The organism is Janthinobacterium aquaticum (assembly GCF_009208565.1).
In the GTDB taxonomy this organism is placed as follows: Bacteria; Pseudomonadota; Gammaproteobacteria; order Burkholderiales; family Burkholderiaceae_D; genus Janthinobacterium.
The window spans coordinates 57,595-75,187 of record NZ_WFLK01000017.1 but is presented as its reverse complement, the minus strand read 5'-3'; the positions used below and the strand labels follow the sequence as shown (position 1 = coordinate 75,187).

Annotated in this window: 18 protein-coding genes; 7 read left to right on the top strand and 11 right to left on the bottom strand. The window is 62.3% G+C overall.

Annotation, left to right across the window (positions count from 1 at the left end):
- Window positions 1-58 precede the first annotated feature (58 nt).
- Together GCM43_RS22930 and GCM43_RS22925 are read right to left on the bottom strand one after the other, a co-directional pair.
- A complete protein-coding gene (locus tag GCM43_RS22930) occupies window positions 59-460 on the bottom strand; it encodes a DUF2946 domain-containing protein (protein WP_226929634.1) in 402 nt (133 codons plus the stop codon).
- Window positions 461-577: 117 nt separating this feature from the next.
- Window positions 578-3,460, bottom strand: coding sequence for a response regulator (locus tag GCM43_RS22925; RefSeq protein WP_226929624.1), 2,883 nt, complete (start codon window positions 3,458-3,460; stop codon window positions 578-580).
- Window positions 3,461-3,611: 151 nt separating this feature from the next.
- On the opposite strand from GCM43_RS22925, the gene GCM43_RS22920 reads away from it, so the two are divergent.
- A complete protein-coding gene (locus GCM43_RS22920) occupies window positions 3,612-4,535 on the top strand; it encodes an alpha/beta hydrolase (RefSeq protein ID WP_226929623.1) in 924 nt (307 codons plus the stop codon).
- Between the two features lie 238 nt (window positions 4,536-4,773).
- Here the strand turns inward: GCM43_RS22920 and GCM43_RS22915 are convergent, their stop codons facing one another.
- Window positions 4,774-5,280: an SRPBCC family protein gene (locus GCM43_RS22915; RefSeq protein ID WP_152248210.1), complete on the bottom strand. Its 507-nt coding sequence runs from the start codon at window positions 5,278-5,280 to the stop codon at window positions 4,774-4,776.
- A gap of 127 nt (window positions 5,281-5,407) precedes the next feature.
- Here GCM43_RS22915 and GCM43_RS22910 point away from each other — a divergent pair, with 127 nt between their 5' ends.
- From GCM43_RS22910 to GCM43_RS22890, 5 genes are all read left to right on the top strand, one after another.
- Entirely contained in the window at window positions 5,408-5,842 is a 435-nt protein-coding gene (locus GCM43_RS22910; protein WP_152248209.1) for a MarR family winged helix-turn-helix transcriptional regulator, read from the top strand.
- Window positions 5,839-7,422, top strand: a complete 1,584-nt coding sequence (locus GCM43_RS22905) for a DHA2 family efflux MFS transporter permease subunit (protein WP_152248208.1) — start codon at window positions 5,839-5,841, stop codon at window positions 7,420-7,422. Before GCM43_RS22910 ends, GCM43_RS22905 begins: the two co-directional genes overlap by 4 nt.
- 3 nt (window positions 7,423-7,425) lie before the next feature.
- Window positions 7,426-8,880 carry an efflux transporter outer membrane subunit gene (locus GCM43_RS22900; RefSeq protein WP_152248207.1) on the top strand — a complete coding sequence of 485 codons (1,455 nt, stop codon included), beginning with the start codon at window positions 7,426-7,428 and terminating at the stop codon, window positions 8,878-8,880.
- A 12-nt stretch (window positions 8,881-8,892) separates the two neighbouring features.
- Window positions 8,893-10,056, top strand: a complete 1,164-nt coding sequence (locus GCM43_RS22895) for an HlyD family secretion protein (RefSeq protein WP_152248206.1) — start codon at window positions 8,893-8,895, stop codon at window positions 10,054-10,056.
- A gap of 179 nt (window positions 10,057-10,235) precedes the next feature.
- Window positions 10,236-11,354, top strand: a complete 1,119-nt coding sequence (locus GCM43_RS22890; protein ID WP_152248205.1) for a phospholipase A — start codon at window positions 10,236-10,238, stop codon at window positions 11,352-11,354.
- A gap of 123 nt (window positions 11,355-11,477) precedes the next feature.
- Here GCM43_RS22890 and GCM43_RS22885 read toward each other — a convergent pair whose 3' ends face one another.
- The 3 genes from GCM43_RS22885 to GCM43_RS22875 form a co-directional block, all read right to left on the bottom strand.
- Entirely contained in the window at window positions 11,478-11,675 is a 198-nt protein-coding gene (locus GCM43_RS22885; protein ID WP_152248204.1) for a hypothetical protein, read from the bottom strand.
- A 134-nt stretch (window positions 11,676-11,809) separates the two neighbouring features.
- A complete protein-coding gene (locus GCM43_RS22880; RefSeq protein WP_152248203.1) occupies window positions 11,810-12,058 on the bottom strand; it encodes a hypothetical protein in 249 nt (82 codons plus the stop codon).
- Between the two features lie 100 nt (window positions 12,059-12,158).
- Entirely contained in the window at window positions 12,159-13,082 is a 924-nt protein-coding gene (locus GCM43_RS22875) for a methyltransferase domain-containing protein (protein ID WP_152248202.1), read from the bottom strand.
- Between GCM43_RS22875 and GCM43_RS25905 the strand changes: the two genes are divergently transcribed.
- Window positions 12,987-13,214, top strand: a complete 228-nt coding sequence (locus GCM43_RS25905; protein WP_193315721.1) for a hypothetical protein — start codon at window positions 12,987-12,989, stop codon at window positions 13,212-13,214. The genes GCM43_RS22875 and GCM43_RS25905 overlap by 96 nt on opposite strands.
- A 105-nt stretch (window positions 13,215-13,319) precedes the next feature.
- On the opposite strand, the gene GCM43_RS22870 is transcribed toward GCM43_RS25905, so the two are convergent.
- From GCM43_RS22870 to mltG, 5 genes are read right to left on the bottom strand one after another with little or no spacing between them, the layout of a single operon-like run.
- Window positions 13,320-13,970: an ankyrin repeat domain-containing protein gene (locus GCM43_RS22870; RefSeq protein WP_152248201.1), complete on the bottom strand. Its 651-nt coding sequence runs from the start codon at window positions 13,968-13,970 to the stop codon at window positions 13,320-13,322.
- Window positions 13,971-13,986: 16 nt separating this feature from the next.
- Complete coding sequence (locus tag GCM43_RS22865; RefSeq protein ID WP_152248200.1) at window positions 13,987-14,766, bottom strand: TatD family hydrolase; 780 nt, start codon at window positions 14,764-14,766, stop codon at window positions 13,987-13,989.
- A 53-nt stretch (window positions 14,767-14,819) separates the two neighbouring features.
- Window positions 14,820-15,854 carry a DNA polymerase III subunit delta' gene (locus tag GCM43_RS22860; RefSeq protein WP_152248199.1) on the bottom strand — a complete coding sequence of 345 codons (1,035 nt, stop codon included), beginning with the start codon at window positions 15,852-15,854 and terminating at the stop codon, window positions 14,820-14,822.
- A 16-nt stretch (window positions 15,855-15,870) separates the two neighbouring features.
- The gene (gene tmk / locus GCM43_RS22855) at window positions 15,871-16,527 is read right to left on the bottom strand and encodes a dTMP kinase (RefSeq protein WP_152248198.1); all 657 of its coding nucleotides are present in this window, start codon (window positions 16,525-16,527) and stop codon (window positions 15,871-15,873) included.
- On the bottom strand, window positions 16,527-17,537 hold the full coding sequence (gene mltG, locus GCM43_RS22850) for an endolytic transglycosylase MltG (RefSeq protein WP_152248197.1): 1,011 nt from the start codon (window positions 17,535-17,537) through the stop codon (window positions 16,527-16,529). Before mltG ends, tmk begins: the two co-directional genes overlap by 1 nt.
- Window positions 17,538-17,593 lie beyond the last annotated feature (56 nt).

Here is a 17,593-nt window from a genome sequence, read left to right as displayed (position 1 = left end):
CAGGCGCGATCAGCAACTGCAGCAGCGCACGATGGCGCAAGCTGCGGCAGGCAAACAATCAGGCCGTTCGCGGTGGGCCGCGTGGATTTGCCGATGACCAGACAAACAGTGTGCGTGGAGCACGAAGGAATAAACGCGGGAAGATGGCGTGCGCACCGGGGACGGCTAGTGGCTGATGCGCCGATGGCAGCAAAGCAAACGAGCCGCCATGCGTATGGCAGTACGGACAATGCTCGAAAGCATGTGCGACCGGATCCATGCCCGACTGGTGCTCCAGGCTGCCGGCATCGGCTGACTTCAACCCATCGACCGTGCAGATGTCCAGCAAAATGAGAGAAGGAGGCGAAGCGGACCGCGCCGAGGACGAAGCTGCCAGCGCATGCGAAATGGAAGGCGCAAGCGTAGCGAAAAGCACGGCCAGGAGGGCCAGCCAACCGTGCAGCAGTCGTCTTCTTGTCATTTTAAGCATGCGGCATTATAGCCGCCAACTGGTCTTTATTGCCATTTTTAAGCTCGGCCTACGTCGCGCACAAATTACGCTTTTAACTGGCAGTTCAACAGTTCGCCGGGCACGTGATCAGTCCAGCCCCGCCAGCGCTGCCGGCATGGGGCTGCCCAGCGCCCTGGCCAGATCCTCCAGCCCAAACGGCTTTTGCAGGAACGTGGCCTGGCGTTCGCGCGCCAGGCTGGCGCCCCAGGCATGGCCTGAGGCAAACACCACTTCCAGCTGCGGCAGCCGGCTGCGCGCCAGGTCGGCCAGCTCCATCCCGCTCTTGCCTGGCAGGCTGATATCGGTCACCAGGACATCGAGCCCCGCCGTGTCGAGCAGCAGCAGGGCCGCTTCGGCGTCGGCGACGTCCAGTACGGTGTGGCCGAGCATGGTGAGCATTTCGGCGCTCATGGCGCGCGCATCGTCGTTGTCTTCCACCAGCAAGATGCGCTGGCCAGCTGGTTCGGCTACTGCGGACGAACACCGGCTGTCGAGCACCCGGCGCACCGTGCGCGCCAGCTCATCGCGTCCATAGGGTTTGCTCAGCAGCTCGACACACGGCGCCAGCCGGCCGCCCTGCATCAGCACATCGTGCGCGTGGCCCGAGGTAAACAGGATAGCCAACCCTGGCCGCGCTTCGCGCGCCAGCCGCGCCAGTTCGGTGCTGGGCACCGTGCCGGGCATTACCACATCGGTCAGCAGCAAATCGACGGGGCCGGCCTGTTCCAGCAGCGCCAGCGCACTTTCGCCGTGCTCGGCCTGCAGCACCGTATAGCCCAGTCCCAGCAGCATGTCGACCACCGTATGGCGCACGGCGGCATCGTCTTCCACCACCACGATGGTTTCCGAGCCGCCCTGTACCGGCCCGTGCAGCACGGGCGGCGGCTCGGCCAGCTGTTCGAGCGAGCGCGGCAAATAAATCTTGAAGGTGGTGCCGGCGCCCGGCGCGCTATGGACTTCGATATGGCCGGCGCTCTGGCGGATAAAGCCGTAGGCCATGGACAGACCGAGCCCCGTGCCCTCGCCTTCGCGCTTGGTGGTAAAGAAAGGCTCGAATATCCGGCCGATCACTTCCTGCGTCATGCCGTGGCCGGTATCGGTAATGGTCAGCAACACGTATTGGCCCGGATGCACATCGGCATGCAGGCTGGCGTAGGCGCCGTCGAGCGTCACATTGCCCAGCGTGAAGGTCAGGCGGCCGCCGCCGGCATCGTCGGCCATCGCGTCGCGCGCATTGATGGCCATATTGAGCAGCACGTTTTCCATCTGGTTCGGGTCGACCAGCGTATGCCACAAGCCCTCGCTGATGAATATTTCCTCGATCATGCGCTCGCCCAGCGCGCGCCGTATCAGTTCCTGCATGCTGCGCAGCAGGCGACCCAGATCGGTTACCAGGGGTTTGAGGGGCTGGCGCCGGGCAAACGCCAGCAGCTGCGACGACAGCCGGGCACCACGCTCGACCGCCGATTCGGCCGACAGCAGGCGGCGCGCCGCCTGTTCGTGCTCGCCGACGGTCAGTTTCAGCAGCTGCAGATTGCCCGAGATAATCTGCAGCACATTATTGAAATCGTGCGCCACGCCGCCGGTCAGCTTGCCGATCGATTCGAGTTTTTGCGCCTGCAGCAGGGCGTGCTCGCTGCGCTGCAGCGCCAGCAGCGCTTCCTTTTCATCAGTCACGTCGCGCCCGATCGCATGCACCAGCTTTTGCGCCGGCATCACGCGCCAGGCGATCCAGCGGTAGACGCCGTCGCGGCGCCGGTAGCGCAGCTCCATGCGCACGGTGACGCCCTGCTCCACCAGGCGCGTCAGGTGCTGCTGCGCCACGGCGCGGTCGTCCGGGTGCACCAGGCTGATGAACTCGATGCCGAGCGAGTCGCTTTCGCTGCGCTCCAGCACGCCGGTCCAGGCCGGATTGACGGCGATAATCACGCCATGCAGGTCGGCCATCAGCATGATATCGGTCGACAGGCGCCACATGCGGTCGCGCTCGGACGAGCGCCTGGCCCGTTCCTGCTCCAGCGCACGCGCCATAAAATCCATTTCTTCCTGCAGGTTTTTCTGTTCCTGCACATCGCTGTTGCTGCCGACCCAGCGCACCAGCGAGCCGCCTTCGTCAAACAGCGGCACGGCGCGCGCCAGGAAACAGCGGTACTGCCCGTCATGGGCGCGCAGACGCAAGGGCATGTCAAACGGCAGCTGCTCGGCCAGCGCCAACTGCCAGGCCTGCGCGGCCTGCTCGCGCTCGTCCGGATGGATGCACAGTCGCAAGGCGCCATCGAGCAGCGACTGCATCGACAGGCCGGCGTAATCGCACAGGCTCTCGTTAAGCCAGTATAAGGTGCCGTCGGGCTGCGCCAGCCAGGACTGCAGCGGCAAGGCGCTGGCCATTGCCTGGAAGCGCGATTCGCTGTCGAAAAACGCCAGCCGCGCCTGCTCCTGGGCGTGCAGCGCGGCCTGCTCCAGCCGGCTGCGTTCGATCACATGGGCCGTGCTGCGCGCGCTGATGGTCATTAATTCGATTTCGGCCTGGGTCGGATGGCGCGCCGTCTGGAACAGCAGGCCCAGCACACCGAGCACATGGCCTTTGGCGCAAAATACCGGCGTGACCCAGCACGAACGATAGCCGTGCAGCACCGCCTCCCTGCGGCCGGCGCTCCACAGCGGGTCGCGCGCAATGTCGCCGCAATACACGGGCGCACCGGAAAAACCGGCCATGCCGAACGGCGATTGCCGGCTGTCGCCCAGCTGCAAGGCCGCCGTCAGGTCGGGCGGCAGCGTGGGCGCGGACGCGCCGCAGTAACGGTCGGCCTCGTCGATCAGCAGCACGCAGGCATGCATCGGTTCTTCCGACTGGCTTTGCAGCGCCAGCAGCAATTGCTCGAGCGCAAAGACCAGCGTGTCGCCGGCGGCGATACTGGCCAGCGCCTGATGTTCGGCATGAAGCAGGTCGATAAGATGTAGGGCGTGCACCGGGTCCGTAAGCGATATAACTGATACGCGAATATATCACGGAGCAACATTTCCAAGCGTATAAGCGTGGTGGTGCATGCCATAAAGCTTGCCATTTATCATGGTAATTGGCCTGTGCTAGAGTGTGGCTCCTGACCATTTAGGAGTACCCATGCCTGTCGCCCAGTCACTGCTTGCCGCTGCCTTGTTGGCCCAGGGCGCCGGCAGCGTCACCACCCCGATGACCCTGGACAATTATCTGGCGCTGAACGGCCCGCCCCCCACAGCGCAGCTTGCCTATGGCACGGCGCCCTCGCAGTTCGCCCAGCTGTTCCGCCCTGAAGGCAAGGGACCGTTTCCGGTAGTAGTGCTGGTGCATGGCGGCTGCTGGACCGTGCAGTTTGGCGGCATACGGCAAATGCGCAATGTCGCTGGCGCCCTGGTCGAGCAAGGCATTGCAGTGTGGAATGTGGAGTACCGCCGCGTGGACGAGCCGGGCGGCGGCTATCCCGGTACCTATGAGGACATGCATAGCGCGCTCGACAGCCTGCAAAGCCATGCCGCGCAGTACCAGCTCGACACCAGACGCATCGTGGCGATAGGTCATTCGGCCGGAGGCCAGCTGGTGCAATGGATTGCCGGGCGCAGCAAGATTGCGCCATCGAGCCCCTTGTTTCGTGCGCAGATGCTGCCGGTGGCCAATATCATCAGCCTGGGCGGCCTGGCCGATTTGCGTCATGAGAAAGCGCTGATCCAGTCCAGCTGCGAGCGCAACATGACGGAACTGGCCGGCTTGCCCAGCGATGAGCGCCCCGACATTTACAGCGACACCAACGCCGCCGAGCTGGTCCCGAACGGCACGCGCACCGTGCTGATCACGGGCGAGCTCGACACCATCTCGCCCCCACGCGTGGCGCACGACTATGCCGCGAAAGCCACCAAAGCCGGTGACCATGCGCAAGTGCTAATCCTGCCCGGCGCCAGCCACTACGACGAAATCGCCGCCAGCTCGCCGGCGTGGAAGATGGTGTTGCCGGTGATCAAAGAAATGCTGGGGATGGATAACAATCCCTCTGCCTTGGGTAGGTCGGATTAGCGCAGCGTAATCCGACAATGTGATCCAACCCGCTAACGTCAAAAAGAATAATTAGCGCCAGCAAGGGCTCCCGGGCCAAGCGCACCTGAAAAATGCCGAGGGCAAGGCGCGGCGACGCAGACAGTACGCTAGTACGGCAAGGAGCCGCAACGCCGCCATCGGCATTTTCTCAGGCGCGCGTCTTCGGCCCGCATGTTTTTGGCAGTTGTTGGATTACGCGCTGGCGCGCTAATCCAACCTACCGTACCGTCGCAAGATACTGCGCCAACTGCGCAAACGTCGCTGAAAACCCCTGCTTCATCGACTCATGCCCTTCCAGGAAAGTTTTGTGCTGTTCCTCAGTCGCCTCATGCGGCGAAGAACGCAACGTCATCACCGTCTTGCCATCGTTTTCAGCGAGCGTCATGGTATTGAAGGAAAACAACGGCCAGGTCGCACTGACCGGGTGCTGGACCGGATTGCCATCGCGGTCGGCAAACGACAAAACCGAGACGATTTTCTCGGGCGCCTCGATGGCGTGATAGGTAAATTTGCCCCACATCTCGTAGCCATTATCGGCCCGCATGCCATAGTGAAAGATGCCGCCCGGCTCCAAATCAAGCGCCAGCACGCTCAGGGTGAATCCTGCCGGCCCCCACCATTGCTCCAGCCGTTCCGGCTCCACCCACGACTGGAACACCAGCTCGCGTGGCGCATCGAAGGTCTGGCTAATCACAAAATCGCTGTTGCTGTTTTCCGTGCTCATGGCCCCTCCCGGGATAGTGTTTGTGGCAGTTAATGTAACAGCCTTGTGGCTGAACGCAAAATGCCCATACCAGATTGCCACATGGTAAAATATTAGTTAGAAACCTAACTATTAGATTGCTTATTTTATGATTTCTATTGAAGAGCGCTTCTCGGCCGCCCTGCACAAGACGGCGCGCGGCTGGCGCCATGCGATTGATCGCCGGCTGAAAGACCTGGACCTGGGCCAGGCGAGCTGGATGGCGATTGCCATGATCGCCAAGTCGCCGCAGCCGCCGTCGCAAAGCGAACTGGCGCACCAGCTGGGGGTGGAGAATCCGACCATGGTGTCGATGCTGGACCGGCTGGTCAAATCGGGCTTCGTGCAGCGCCAGCCATCCGAGACCGACCGGCGCGTCAAGCTGGTGGTACTGACCGACGCCGGCATGCAGGTGTATGACAAGGTGCGCAAGGAAGCCGACGCCTATCGCAATGAGCTGCTGCAAGGCATTGACGCGCAGCAATTGCTGGCGGCAACCGAACTGCTCGAAGGGCTCTTGGCCGCTACGGAGAAATCTGCATGAGTTCGGCAACTGCAGCGGCTGGCGCTCTGCCCTCACCCTTGCCCGCTTCGCAAGACCCCAGCCTGAACCGGCGCATGATCACCATCTCGATCATGCTCGCTACCATTATCCAGGCGCTCGACGGCACGATTGCCAACGTGGCGCTGCCGCACATGCAGGGCAGCCTGTCGGCCTCGCAGGACCAGATCACCTGGGTGTTGACGTCGTTTATCGTGGCCGCCGCGATTGCCACTCCGCTGACGGGCTGGCTGTGCGACCGTTTCGGCCAGAAAAACACCTTTCTCGTGTCGGTAGCGGGCTTTACTCTCGCCTCGGTGCTGTGCGGACTGTCGGCCACGCTGTCCGAGATCGTTGCCGCGCGATTGCTGCAGGGCGTGTTCGGCGCGGCGCTGGTGCCGCTGTCGCAGGCGGTGCTGCTCGACATCAATCCGCGTGAAAAGCACGGTTCGGCCATGGCGATCTGGGGCATGGGGGTGATGATCGGCCCCATCCTCGGCCCCACGCTGGGCGGCTGGCTGACCGACAGCTACAGCTGGCGCTGGGTCTTCTTTATCAATATCCCCATCGGCGCGATGGCCTTCTACGGCATCTGGCGTTATATCCGCAAGGATGCGCCACAGCGGCGCGTGAGCTTTGACATGTTTGGTTTTGCCACGCTGAGCCTGTCGATCGGCGCCTTGCAGATGCTGCTCGACCGCGGCGAGCAGAACGACTGGTTTTCCTCGCCAGAAACCTGGATCGAAGCGATCGTGCTGGCCATGAGCTTGTGCTACTTTATCGCCCATACGGCGCTGCGCCCGGCCGGCAAGTCGTTTCTCGACTACCGGTTGCTGAAAAACGCCAACTATGTCAGCGGCCTGCTGTTTATCTTTATCGTCGGCATGGTGCTGTTTGCCACCCGCGCGCTGACGCCGTCGATGCTGCAGGGGCTGATGAACTATCCGGCCGCCATTGCCGGCCTGGTGACCGCCCCGAGCGGACTGGGCACCATGCTGGCGATGCTGATCGTCGGCCGGCTGACCGGCAAGGTCGATACCCGCGTGCTGCTTGGCACGGGCTTTGCCATTACCGCATTCTCGTTGTGGCAGATGGCCAATTTCACGCTCGATCTGGTGCCAAAAACAGTGGTCTGGAACGGCATTATCCAGGGCATCGGACTGGGGCTGGTATTCGTGCCGCTGAGCGCGGCCACCTTTGCCACGCTGTCGCCGGAAATGCGCGCCGAAGGCACGGCCATCTACAGCCTGATGCGCAACATCGGCAGCAGTATCGGCATTGCGCTGGTGCAAACGCTGCTGGTACGCAATACCCAGACTGCCCATGCGGCACTGACCGAACACATCACCATCGCCAACCCGGCCCTGCACGATCCGGGCATCGCGCAAGCTTATGACCTGGGCACGCAAGCGGGCATGGCCGCGCTCAATGGCGAGATCACGCGCCAGGCCTCGATGATCGCCTACCTGGACGACTTCTGGCTGATGATGTGGCTGACCATCCTGGTGCTGCCGCTGTTGTTGCTGATTAAACCACCGAAGAAAAATGCACCCGTGGTCGTCGACCATGCGGCAATGGAGTAAGCAATGAAAACCACACCCCTCTTGAGCATCATGGCATTGAGCCTGGCGCTGGCCGGCTGCGCCAGTATCCCGCCCGACACCAATGTGCTGCCGCAGCAGGACCTGGCGCAAGCCGGCCTGGCGGCCGATATTCACCTGGCCAGCGAAGGTTGGCCCGCCGCCCAGTGGTGGCGCCAGTTCCAGGACCCGCAGCTGGACCAACTGATCAGCCAGGCGCTGTCGGCCAGCCCCGGCCTGGATACCGCCGATGCCCGCATCGCCTCGGCCCAGGCGGCATTTGACTTGCAGCATGCCGAGCACGATCCGCGCGTCGATATGAACGCCAGCGTCAACCGCCAGCGCTATTCGGGCAACGGTTTGACCCCGGCGCCGATTGGCGGCAGCTACTACAACGAGGCGAACCTGGCTGTGCAGGCCCATTATGACCTGGACTGGTGGGGCCGGCACAAGGCGCAGATTGCCTCGGCCCTGGGTGAAGTCAATGCGCGGCGCGCCGAGTACGCGATGGCAGAACAAATGCTCGCCGCCAATATTGCGCGTCATTACTTCAGCATCCAGGGCAACTGGGCCCGCATGGACAACCTGCATGCGCTGGTCGACTTGCAGCGCGCGCTGGTGGCCGACAAGGAAAAACGCATTGCGCACGGCCTCGGTGTGTCCGACGATCACCTGTCGGCGCAAACGCGGCTGTCGCTGATCGAGCAGCAGATCGCGCTGCTTGAAACGCAGAGCGTGACCGAGCGCGAAGCGCTGCGCGCCCTGCTCGGTGCAAACAGTGCCGCCCTGGCTGCCTTGCAGCCGCATACCGCACTGGCCCTGCCGCACCAGCTGCCTGGCAAGCTGGGCATGGAGCTGCTGGCGCGCCGGCCCGACCTGCAGGCGGCGCGCTGGCGCGTGCAGGCCTCGCTGGACCGCATTGAAGCGGCGCAGGCCGCGTTTTATCCCGATATCGACCTGGGCGCTTCGTTCGGCCTCGATTCGATTCATCTGAGCAAACTGCTCGAAGCGGGCAGCCGCACGCTGTTTGTCGGTCCGACCCTGTCCTTGCCGCTGTTTGACAGCGGCCGGCTGCAGGCGCAACTGAAAGGCGCGCGCAGCGAGCGCAATGAACTGATCGCCGACTATAACCAGCGCGTGTTCGACGTGGTGCGCGATGTGGCGCAGGCCGGCGCCAGGCTGCAGGGCGTGGAAAACCAGCTGCGCCTGCAGGACGACAACCTGCGCGCCAGCGAAGCACAGTTGCGCAATGCCAACGCCCGGCTCAGGCAGGGCCTGTCGGACCGCGCCATGCAGATCAATGCCCAGATGACGGTGCGCGGCCAGCTCGACCTGGGCATGCAGCTGCAAACCCAGCGCCAGAACGCGGAAATCAATCTGGTGGTGGCGCTGGGCGGCGGTTATCGCGGCGCCAGCGATTTTTCTGACGCGGCAGCGTCAACCTTACAGTCAACCAAATAAGCGGAACAGATCATGAGCAGCGAAAACAATCAGGCAGTGGCAACAGGTCCCGGCAAGCGCAAGGCGGTATTGCTGGCCATTACAGCCGCCTTCGTGGCGGCAGGCGTCGCCTGGGGCGTGTATTACCAGCTGGTGCTGTCGAAAGAAGAAGTCACCGACAATGCCTATGTGGGCGGCAACCTGGTCACGTTGTCGGCGCAGGTCACCGGCAATGTCGATGAAATACGCGCCGAGGAAACACAGCTGGTGAAAGCCGGCGCGCCGCTGATCCGGCTCAACGCCATCGACGCGGACCTGATGCTGAGCCAGGCCGAAGCCAGGCTGGGCAATGTGGTGCGCCAGGAACGCGAACGCTATGCCAGCGTGGCCCAGTACGACGCCGTGATTGCGCAGCGCCGCCTGGCGCTGGCCACCGCCCAGGGCAACCTGGCGCGGCGTGCGCCGCTCGCTGCCGACCAGACGATATCGGGCGAAGACCTGGTGCATGCAAAACAGGCAGTCGATGAAGCGCAGGCCGCCCTTGCGGTGGCGCAGCGCCAGGCCGAGTCCGTACGTTCAAGCGTGGCCGGTGTGGATCTGGCCAGCCATCCGGCGGTGCTGTCGGCCAAAGGTGACGTGGTGCAAGCCTGGCTGGCCGTGCGCCGCAACGCGGTGCTGGCGCCGGTGACGGGCTATGTGGCCAAGCGCAACGTGCAGCTGGGTGCGCATGTCACGCCCGGCACGCCGCTGATGGCCATCGTGCCGCTGAACCAGCTATGGGTCGACGCCAATTTCAAGGAGTCCGAGCTGCGCAATATCCGCATCGGCCAGCCGGCCACCATCGAAACTGACCTGTACGGCGGCAAGGTGGTGTATCACGGCAAGGTACTGGGCATGTCAGCCGGTACCGGCAGCGCGTTTTCGCTGCTGCCGGCGCAAAACGCCACCGGCAACTGGATCAAGGTGGTGCAGCGGGTGCCGGTGCGCATTACGCTCGATGCCCAGGAGCTGGCCGCCCATCCGCTGCGCATCGGCCTGTCGACCACGGTCACGGTCGATACCAGCCACGGCGAAGGCGCCAGGCTGGACCAGCCGATGGTGGCCGGCAGCGCCCAGGCTACCACCACCCTGGCGCTGCCGGTGGCCGAAGCGGAAAAGCTTGCCGACGATATTATCGCGCGCAACTTGCGGTTCTAGCAGGCCAAAGGGCAGCTTGGCCTGACTGTTGCGCCAGGGTGCGCACGGTAGGCGATCAGTGCGCGGAGGCGATGTGGATTCAGCTATACTTTCCTTTGAAGAAAGTTAACAAACCTTAATCCAGATCAACTCCGCACGCCGCCTGGCGCTGCGCAACTTTAAGACGCCCTATTTTCCCCATGAAAATCGATTCCCGCACCCTGATTCTTACCACCCTGCTGCTCTCGCCAGGCTTTGCCCTGGCTGGGGAACTGGAGCAGCAGATGCAGCGCTGCGCCGTGCTGGGCGACCCCAGCGCCCGTCTGGGCTGCTTTGATACGCTGGCCAAGGCGGTCGAGGAAGCCACGATTGCCACCGGTGGCGATCCGCGCGCCACGGCAACCACGCTGGCGGTGGCCAGCACCGTGACGCCAAGTACGGCAGCCAACCCGGCCGCCGTGCCAACGCCTGAAGCAGTCAACGCCGCCATTCCGGCCGTGGCACAGACCGGTGCAGCGCCACCGGAGTCGCCGATCTCGCGCGTGACGCAACAATGGGAGCTTGATGATGTATCGAAGCGCGGCCTGTTCAACTTCCGTTCGCACCGCGACAATTATCTGCTGCTGGCCAACTACAGCAATGCCTCGAATGACCAGCCGTTCCGCGAATTCACCCCTGGCGGCGTCAAGACCCAGCACGTCGAACTGACGTACCAGCTGAGCTTTAAAATGAAAATGCTGGAAGACATCGCCGGCACGCCGGTCGACCTGTGGTTCGGCTATACGCAGCAAAGCTTCTGGCAGGCGTACAACCGCAAGGCCTCGAGCCCGTTCCGCGAAACCAACTACCAGCCTGAAATGATGCTGGTCACGCCGATCGGCAAGTCAATTGCCGGGCTGGACTTCAAGTATTTCAATCTGGGGCTGGTACACCAATCCAACGGCCAGACCTCGACGCTGTCGCGCAGCTGGAACCGCGTATATGGCGAACTGGGCATGGAGCATGACAACCTGGCCATTACGGCGCGCCTGTGGAAGCGGCTCGACAATGGCAAGTCGGACAATGACAATATCGATATCACCGATTACATGGGCCATGGCGACTTGCGCCTGAGCTACCGCAACAATGGCCATGAATTTTCATTCACGGGCCGCCGCAATTTCAGCACCAGCCACGGCTCCGTGCAGGCTGGCTGGGCCTTCCCGCTCAAAACCAACCTGAAAGGCTACCTGCAGGTGTTTTCCGGTTACGGCCAGAGCCTGATCGACTATAACTACTCACAGAAGTCGATTGGTGCGGGTTTTATGGTTGATTATTGATCAGGTCGGATTCGATGTGGGTCGGGTAGGTCGGATTAGGCACCGAAGGGGCCGTAATCCGACAGCATTGTTGGCATCAAAGGTGTTGTCGGATTACGCCTGGCTATGCCAGGCTAATCCGACCTACCGCCTGCCACCACCGAGTACCCGCGCTGGCAGCATGACAATCGCGCGCAGCAACTCGAAAACGCCTTCGACGCCGATGCCGATCAGGCGAAACGGCAACAGCAGCAGCCAGGCCAGCGGATACAGCACCAGCGCCAGCAAGGCCAGCGGCCAGCACACCACCAGCAACAGCAGCCACAACACAAATCCCAGCATGCCACACCTCCCGTAAAGTAATGAGCGGGGAAAACGCCTTGTTTCCCCCGCTGCTATGCCAGCACTATAGGCAGGTGCTGCAAGCGCCGCAACATCCATGCGACGAACTGCAGCCGGCGCTGACAAACGGTCGTTTACTGGCCGACGCAGATAATCTTGGTCACATATTCGTGCGCGTTCGGTTTCTTGTTCGAGGCCCACTTGATGGCCTGATTGGCTTCCTCTATGGTCAGCACGGTGGCTTTGTCTTTTGATTTGATAAAGGAGACGCCCTCGAAGACGCCTTCCTTGCTGCGCATGACCTTGGCAAACACGGGTGGACGGGTTTCGCCGTCGCTGATTTTGTTTTGCTGCACCAGGTAGCGCTGATCGATCTGTTCCATGATATTCAAACGGTGTCGTAATAAAGCACGCAATATACCCTGAATGGCAAAGCGCCGCAGTAGCAAGCTCTGCGGCGCTGTGGAAGCTGGGTCAGGAAAATCAGGCGTAGACGGCGGGGTGCTGAGCCGACTGCAAAGCCATGTCATAGATGACCTGGGCGCGCATGGTCGCTTCAAGCGACGGGATCGAGCCGCCAGCGCGATACTGGAAGCTGACCTGCAGCACGTCGCCCGCCTTGACGGACATCGGCGCGGCCAGTGGCAGACACATGTAATGGTTGAGCCAGTCGATGGTGTTCGACTGTTCCGGCACCACCGCCAGGATATTTTTGGTAATGAAACGCAGCGCATTGAGCGTACCCGGGCGCTCGACAACAAACTTGCCGTCGAAGCTGAACACCAGATCGGTATCCTGGGTAAAGTCGATAATGCTGTAGACCGATGGCGGCGCCAGGTCGACTACGCCGGGATGGACGGCGTTATTTTGCTGGAACTGCACGATGGGCGCGTAAAAGCCTTCGAAATCGTATTCCTGCTGCATCGGCTGCACTGCCATGATCACCGCTTCGGGCAGGAAAATCGGCAGCGGTCCGCCGAAACGGGCCAGGTAGCGGCGCTTGAACGATTCGATCACCTCGACCTGCTTTTCACGCAGCATGCCGACGTGAATCATTTCGCAGATCACCACATCGACCGGTTCGGGCGGCAGGTATTCAAACGCGTCGGCGTGTACCACTTCAACCTTCTCGCCATGCGGATTGAGCGCCAGCATCTTGCGCGCTTCCCGGACCATGTCCGGATTGAACTCCACGCACCAGACCTTGTCGGCCTGGGCCGCCGCAAAGCACGACAGCACGCCGGTACCGCCCCCGAGTTCGAGCACTTTCATGCCGGGCTTGACGGTATAGGCAATGGCCGATTTGAAGCCATGCATGCGATTCTGATCCATCAGCATATTGTGATGGTAATGGACGGGGATGAATTGCCCCAGATAACAACTCTCGATTTCTCGTTCATTCAGCATGTTGGCCCTCTCGGCAGTCGGTTCGATTTTATCGTTCCAGAAAGCAGTGACGTCACAGGGGCTGCGTTGTGGACGCCGGCAATCAAACCGGCGCCTGACTTGTACTTTGCTGCCCATCTGGCGATCTCCTGATTAACGTAACGCAACAACATCATTATCGTTAATCAGGGACGGGAACAAATGCTTGATCTGAAGGGCAATTCCATGCCAGTTCAGCTGCTTGGCAGGCTGTGCAGCCTATTTTTTGGCGGCCTGAGCCGCCAGGTGGCGCGCAATAATGGCCGCTACGCCCGGCTTGTCGGCGGCCTGGGCAAACTGAGTTGCCGTCCAGCCATGGTCGCTTTTCAGGGTGGCGTCGGCGCCGGCAGCCAGCAGCAGCTGCACCGCCTCCTCCTGTCCTTCGCGGGAGGCAAACATCAGCGGCGTGATATTGGTCGGCGCGCGCGCGTCCACCACCGCCTGGCGCGCCAGAAACAGTTTCATGATCGGCAAATCGCCTGCCGAGGCGGCATAGTGCAGCGGCGTCCAGCCGCTCTGGTTCACTTTGGCGCCCTTGGCCAGCATGGCTTCCACGGTAGCCTGCTTGTGCTTGTAGGCTGCCATCATCAGCGCCGTATTGCCGTTCGCCGAGCGCGTTTCCAGATCGATCCCGGGCGCATCGAGCAGCACCCGCACCACCTTGTCGGCGTCGTCGCGTAGCGCCACCACCAGCGCCGTATCGCCGCGCTGCGGTTCAAGCTGGTTGGGACTGGCGCCTTCGGCCAGCATGCGCGCCACGCCCGTGGCGTTATCGACCGACACGGCGCGGAAGAACGACACCGCATCGGGTGCCGCCTGGGCTGCGCCAGCGCTGCACAGCATGGCCGCAAGCAGCAGTTTTCGCATCATTATATGCATGAGGAAGTTATCGTACTACGTTGAAAAGATTAAAGAAATTATCGGTGGTCTGCTGCGCGACCTGGGCCAGCGGTATGCCTTTGAGCGTCGACAGGTACTCGGCCACATGGGCCACGTAGCCCGGTTCGTTCATGCGGCCACGAAACGGCACCGGCGCCAGGTAAGGCGAATCGGTCTCGATCAGAATGCGCTCGAGCGGCACTTCGCGCGCCACCGCCTGCAGGTCTTTGGCGCTCTTGAAGGTCACGATGCCGGAAAACGAGATATAAAAACCCATCTCGATGGCAGCCCTGGCTACCTCGAGCGACTCGGTAAAGCAATGCATGACGCCGGCCACGCCACCGTCGGCGACGCCGGCACCCTCTTCGCGCATAATGCGGATGGTGTCTTCGCTGGCCGATCTTGTGTGAATAATCAAGGGCTTGCGCGTGATTCTTGAAGCTTTGATGTGGGTGCGAAAACGCTCACGCTGCCACTCCAGGTCGCCAGTCAGGCGGAAATAATCAAGCCCGGTCTCGCCGATGGCGATGATTTTCTCGTGATCGGCCAGGCGCACCAGGTCGTCAACCGACGGCTCGGGCGTCTCTTCATAGTCGGGATGCACGCCAACCGAGGCAAAGATATGCGGATACTGCTCTGCCAGCGCCAGCACCTGTGGAAAGTCCGGCAGGTCGACCGACACGCACAGCGCGTGCGTCACCTTGTTCTCGGCCATTTTGGCCAGAATTTCGGGCATGCGAGCGGCCAGCTCGGGGAAATTGATATGGCAGTGGGAATCGATATACATGGGCGCGATTGTACGCGAAATCGGGCCGGGCCACGCCGGCCGGGCCACGTCCGTCAGCAGCCGCAATGCCCTGCGTAATCAAGCAGCATTTCTTCCAGAAACAGCTTGGGCGACAGCGGATGGTCGGCAATCGCGCGGCGGTCGTTGGCGCCCTTGATGGCGGCCATCAGGCGGCTGACGTGGATGCGCGCAGCCAGCGCTTCAAGTTCGCGCCGGTGGCGCGGGTAATAGCGAATGGCGCCCGACATCTTGCAGGAAAACAGATCGTACAGCCAGCGCTGCAGCGACGCCACCAGCGGCGCCAGCGGCGACTTTTGCAGTTTGTCGGCCGCCTTCAGCGCGCCTTCCACGCCGGGATGGGCCAGCACCTGCAGCAACTGCTCGGTTTCCTCGCGGCCACCGGCCTCGGACTGGGCCAGCGCCGCCAGCGGTGCGCCGCCCTGCTCGCGCAGCCAGCTGTCGGCGTCGTTCAGGCCCTGCGTCTTGAGCCAGGCCAGCGCCTGGTCGTGGCTGGGCATGGGCATGGCGAACTTGCGGCAGCGCGACAAAATCGTCGGCAGCAAGCGGTCCAGGCTGTTCGACGCCAGCAGGAACAGTGTGCCCGGCGGCGGCTCTTCCAGCGTTTTGAGCAGCGCATTCGAAGCCGGCACATTGAGTGCCTCGGCCGGATACAGCACTACCACGCGCAGGCCCTGGCGGTGGGTGGAAATATTCATGAAGTCGGCCAGTGCGCGGATCTGCTCGATTTTGATGTCTTTGGACGGCGTCTTGGTCTTGGCGGCCTTCTTGACCGGCTCGCCATCGGCATCGACCTCATCGGCCAGGTCATCCTCCAGCGCCTCGGGACGCACACGGCGGTAGTCGGGATGATTGTGCTGTGAAAACCAGCCGCAGGATGCGCAAGCGCCGCAGGCATGGCCGTCGGCGCGCACGTCCTCGCACAGCAGCGCCTGGGCAAAACGCTCGATAAAGTCGGCCTTGCCGATGCCCTGCGCGCCATGGAACACGATGGCGTGCGGCATGCGCGCGCGCAGCGCCTGCAACTGCTGCCAGGCGTCCTGCTGCCAGGGATAGAGTGGACTGGTCATGACTATTCTTTATAAATCAAGAGGCTGCATCGCTCTTTTCAAGCAATGCATCAAGCAAGTGCGCGAGTTCGACCTGGATTGCCGCGATACTTTGGGTGGAATCGATGATGCGAAAGCGCGCGGGAAACTGCGCGGCGCGGCGCAGATACTCATTGCGCGTGGCGGCAAAAAATTCGGCTTGTTCCTGTTCGAACTTGTCGAGTTCGCGCGTGGCGTCCAGGCGCGCGCGTGCCACTTCGAGCGGCACGTCGAACAGCAGCGTCAAGTCCGGCTGCAGTTCGGGGTGGACCCACGCCTCGAGCTGCTCCATCTTGCGCAGGTCCATGCCGCGCCCGCCGCCCTGGTAGGCAAAGCTGGCGTCGCTGAAACGGTCGGAAATAACCCACTCGCCGCGCGCCAGCGCCGGCGCGATCACCTGGGCGATATGCTCGCGGCGGCTGGCAAACATCAGCAGCGCTTCGGTTTCGAGGTGCATTTTTTCATGCAGCAAGATCTCGCGCAGCTTTTCGCCCAGGCTGGTGCCGCCCGGCTCGCGCGACGACACCAGTTGCACGCCCCGCTGGCGCAGGTAGTCGGCGACAAACGCGATATGGGTCGACTTGCCGGCGCCGTCGATGCCTTCAAAGGTGATGAAACGAGCTGGTAATTCGCGGGCTTTGGAATTTGAAATCATTACTGTGCATTATTGGTATTGATACCGCGCTGATACTGATTGACGGCGCGGTTATGGTCGGGCAGGTTGGCCGAGAACTGGCTGGTGCCGTTGCCGCGCGCCACGAAATACAGCGCATCGGTGCGCGCCGGTGCCAGAGCCGCTGCCAGCGATTGCGCGCCGGGCAAGGCAATCGGCGTGGGCGGCAGGCCGCCGCGGGTGTAGGTATTGTACGGCGTATCGGCCTCGAGGTCGCGCTTGCGGATCTTGCCCTGGTAGCTCTCGCCCATGCCGTAGATCACGGTCGGGTCCGTCTGCAGCAGCATGCCGGTGCGCAAGCGGTTGACGAACACGCCGGCAATCATGGCGCGCTCGGACTTCTGTCCGGTTTCCTTCTCGACAATCGAGGCCATGATCAACGCTTCATACGGATTCTTGTACGGCAAGGCCGGATCGCGCTTGTCCCACGCCTGTGCCAGGCGATCAATCATGGCCGTATGCGCCTGTTTGAATATCTGCATTTCGCTGGCGCCCTTGGCAAACAGATAGGTGTCGGGGAAAAACAGCCCTTCCGGCTTCGGGTACTCGGGACTGATCCTGGCCATCAGTTCGGTGTCGCTGAGCTTTTCCGTATCGTGCTTGAGGCCGGGATGGCCGGCCATGGCCAGGCGCATCTGGCGGAAAGTCCAGCCTTCGATAATGGTCAGCGACTCCTGCGCAAATTCACCGCGCGCCAGTTGCGTGATCAGGCGCTGCGGCGTGGTGCCGGGCTTGAGCTCGTAGGAGCCGGCCTTGATCTGCGACGTCTTGCCTTCGATGCGGGCCAGGAAATTGAACAGCAGCGGCTTGATCGGCACGCCGGCGTCGGCAATCTGCTGGCCGGCCGCATGCGCGCCGCTGCCGGGCGCGATGGCAAAGGGAATTGCCTCGCCCTCGGTGATAATCGGTTGCTGCGCCCAGTACACAAAACTGCCGCCCACGGCAATGGCGGCAATCGCCGAGCTCACTACAAGTTTTTTAAAAAAAGCCATTGCTTCCGATTCTGAATAATTTGATGCATTTGCGATGCGGTCCGCCAGATTGCAAG

Excerpts from the sequence above, each read along its gene's own strand:
- GCM43_RS22930 (WP_226929634.1), bottom strand. The coding sequence starts at position 460 with ATGACAAGAAGACGACTGCTGCACGGTTGGCTGGCCCTCCTGGCCGTG.
- GCM43_RS22920 (WP_226929623.1), top strand. The coding sequence starts at position 3,612 with ATGCCTGTCGCCCAGTCACTGCTTGCCGCTGCCTTGTTGGCCCAGGGC.
- GCM43_RS22915 (WP_152248210.1), bottom strand. The coding sequence starts at position 5,280 with ATGAGCACGGAAAACAGCAACAGCGATTTTGTGATTAGCCAGACCTTC.
- GCM43_RS22910 (WP_152248209.1), top strand. The coding sequence starts at position 5,408 with ATGATTTCTATTGAAGAGCGCTTCTCGGCCGCCCTGCACAAGACGGCG.
- GCM43_RS22905 (WP_152248208.1), top strand. The coding sequence starts at position 5,839 with ATGAGTTCGGCAACTGCAGCGGCTGGCGCTCTGCCCTCACCCTTGCCC.
- GCM43_RS22900 (WP_152248207.1), top strand. The coding sequence starts at position 7,426 with ATGAAAACCACACCCCTCTTGAGCATCATGGCATTGAGCCTGGCGCTG.
- GCM43_RS22895 (WP_152248206.1), top strand. The coding sequence starts at position 8,893 with ATGAGCAGCGAAAACAATCAGGCAGTGGCAACAGGTCCCGGCAAGCGC.
- GCM43_RS22890 (WP_152248205.1), top strand. The coding sequence starts at position 10,236 with ATGAAAATCGATTCCCGCACCCTGATTCTTACCACCCTGCTGCTCTCG.
- GCM43_RS22885 (WP_152248204.1), bottom strand. The coding sequence starts at position 11,675 with ATGCTGGGATTTGTGTTGTGGCTGCTGTTGCTGGTGGTGTGCTGGCCG.
- GCM43_RS22880 (WP_152248203.1), bottom strand. The coding sequence starts at position 12,058 with ATGGAACAGATCGATCAGCGCTACCTGGTGCAGCAAAACAAAATCAGC.
- GCM43_RS25905 (WP_193315721.1), top strand. The coding sequence starts at position 12,987 with ATGCATGCGATTCTGATCCATCAGCATATTGTGATGGTAATGGACGGG.
- GCM43_RS22875 (WP_152248202.1), bottom strand. The coding sequence starts at position 13,082 with ATGCTGAATGAACGAGAAATCGAGAGTTGTTATCTGGGGCAATTCATC.
- GCM43_RS22870 (WP_152248201.1), bottom strand. The coding sequence starts at position 13,970 with ATGATGCGAAAACTGCTGCTTGCGGCCATGCTGTGCAGCGCTGGCGCA.
- GCM43_RS22865 (WP_152248200.1), bottom strand. The coding sequence starts at position 14,766 with ATGTATATCGATTCCCACTGCCATATCAATTTCCCCGAGCTGGCCGCT.
- GCM43_RS22860 (WP_152248199.1), bottom strand. The coding sequence starts at position 15,854 with ATGACCAGTCCACTCTATCCCTGGCAGCAGGACGCCTGGCAGCAGTTG.
- tmk (WP_152248198.1), bottom strand. The coding sequence starts at position 16,527 with ATGATTTCAAATTCCAAAGCCCGCGAATTACCAGCTCGTTTCATCACC.
- mltG (WP_152248197.1), bottom strand. The coding sequence starts at position 17,537 with ATGGCTTTTTTTAAAAAACTTGTAGTGAGCTCGGCGATTGCCGCCATT.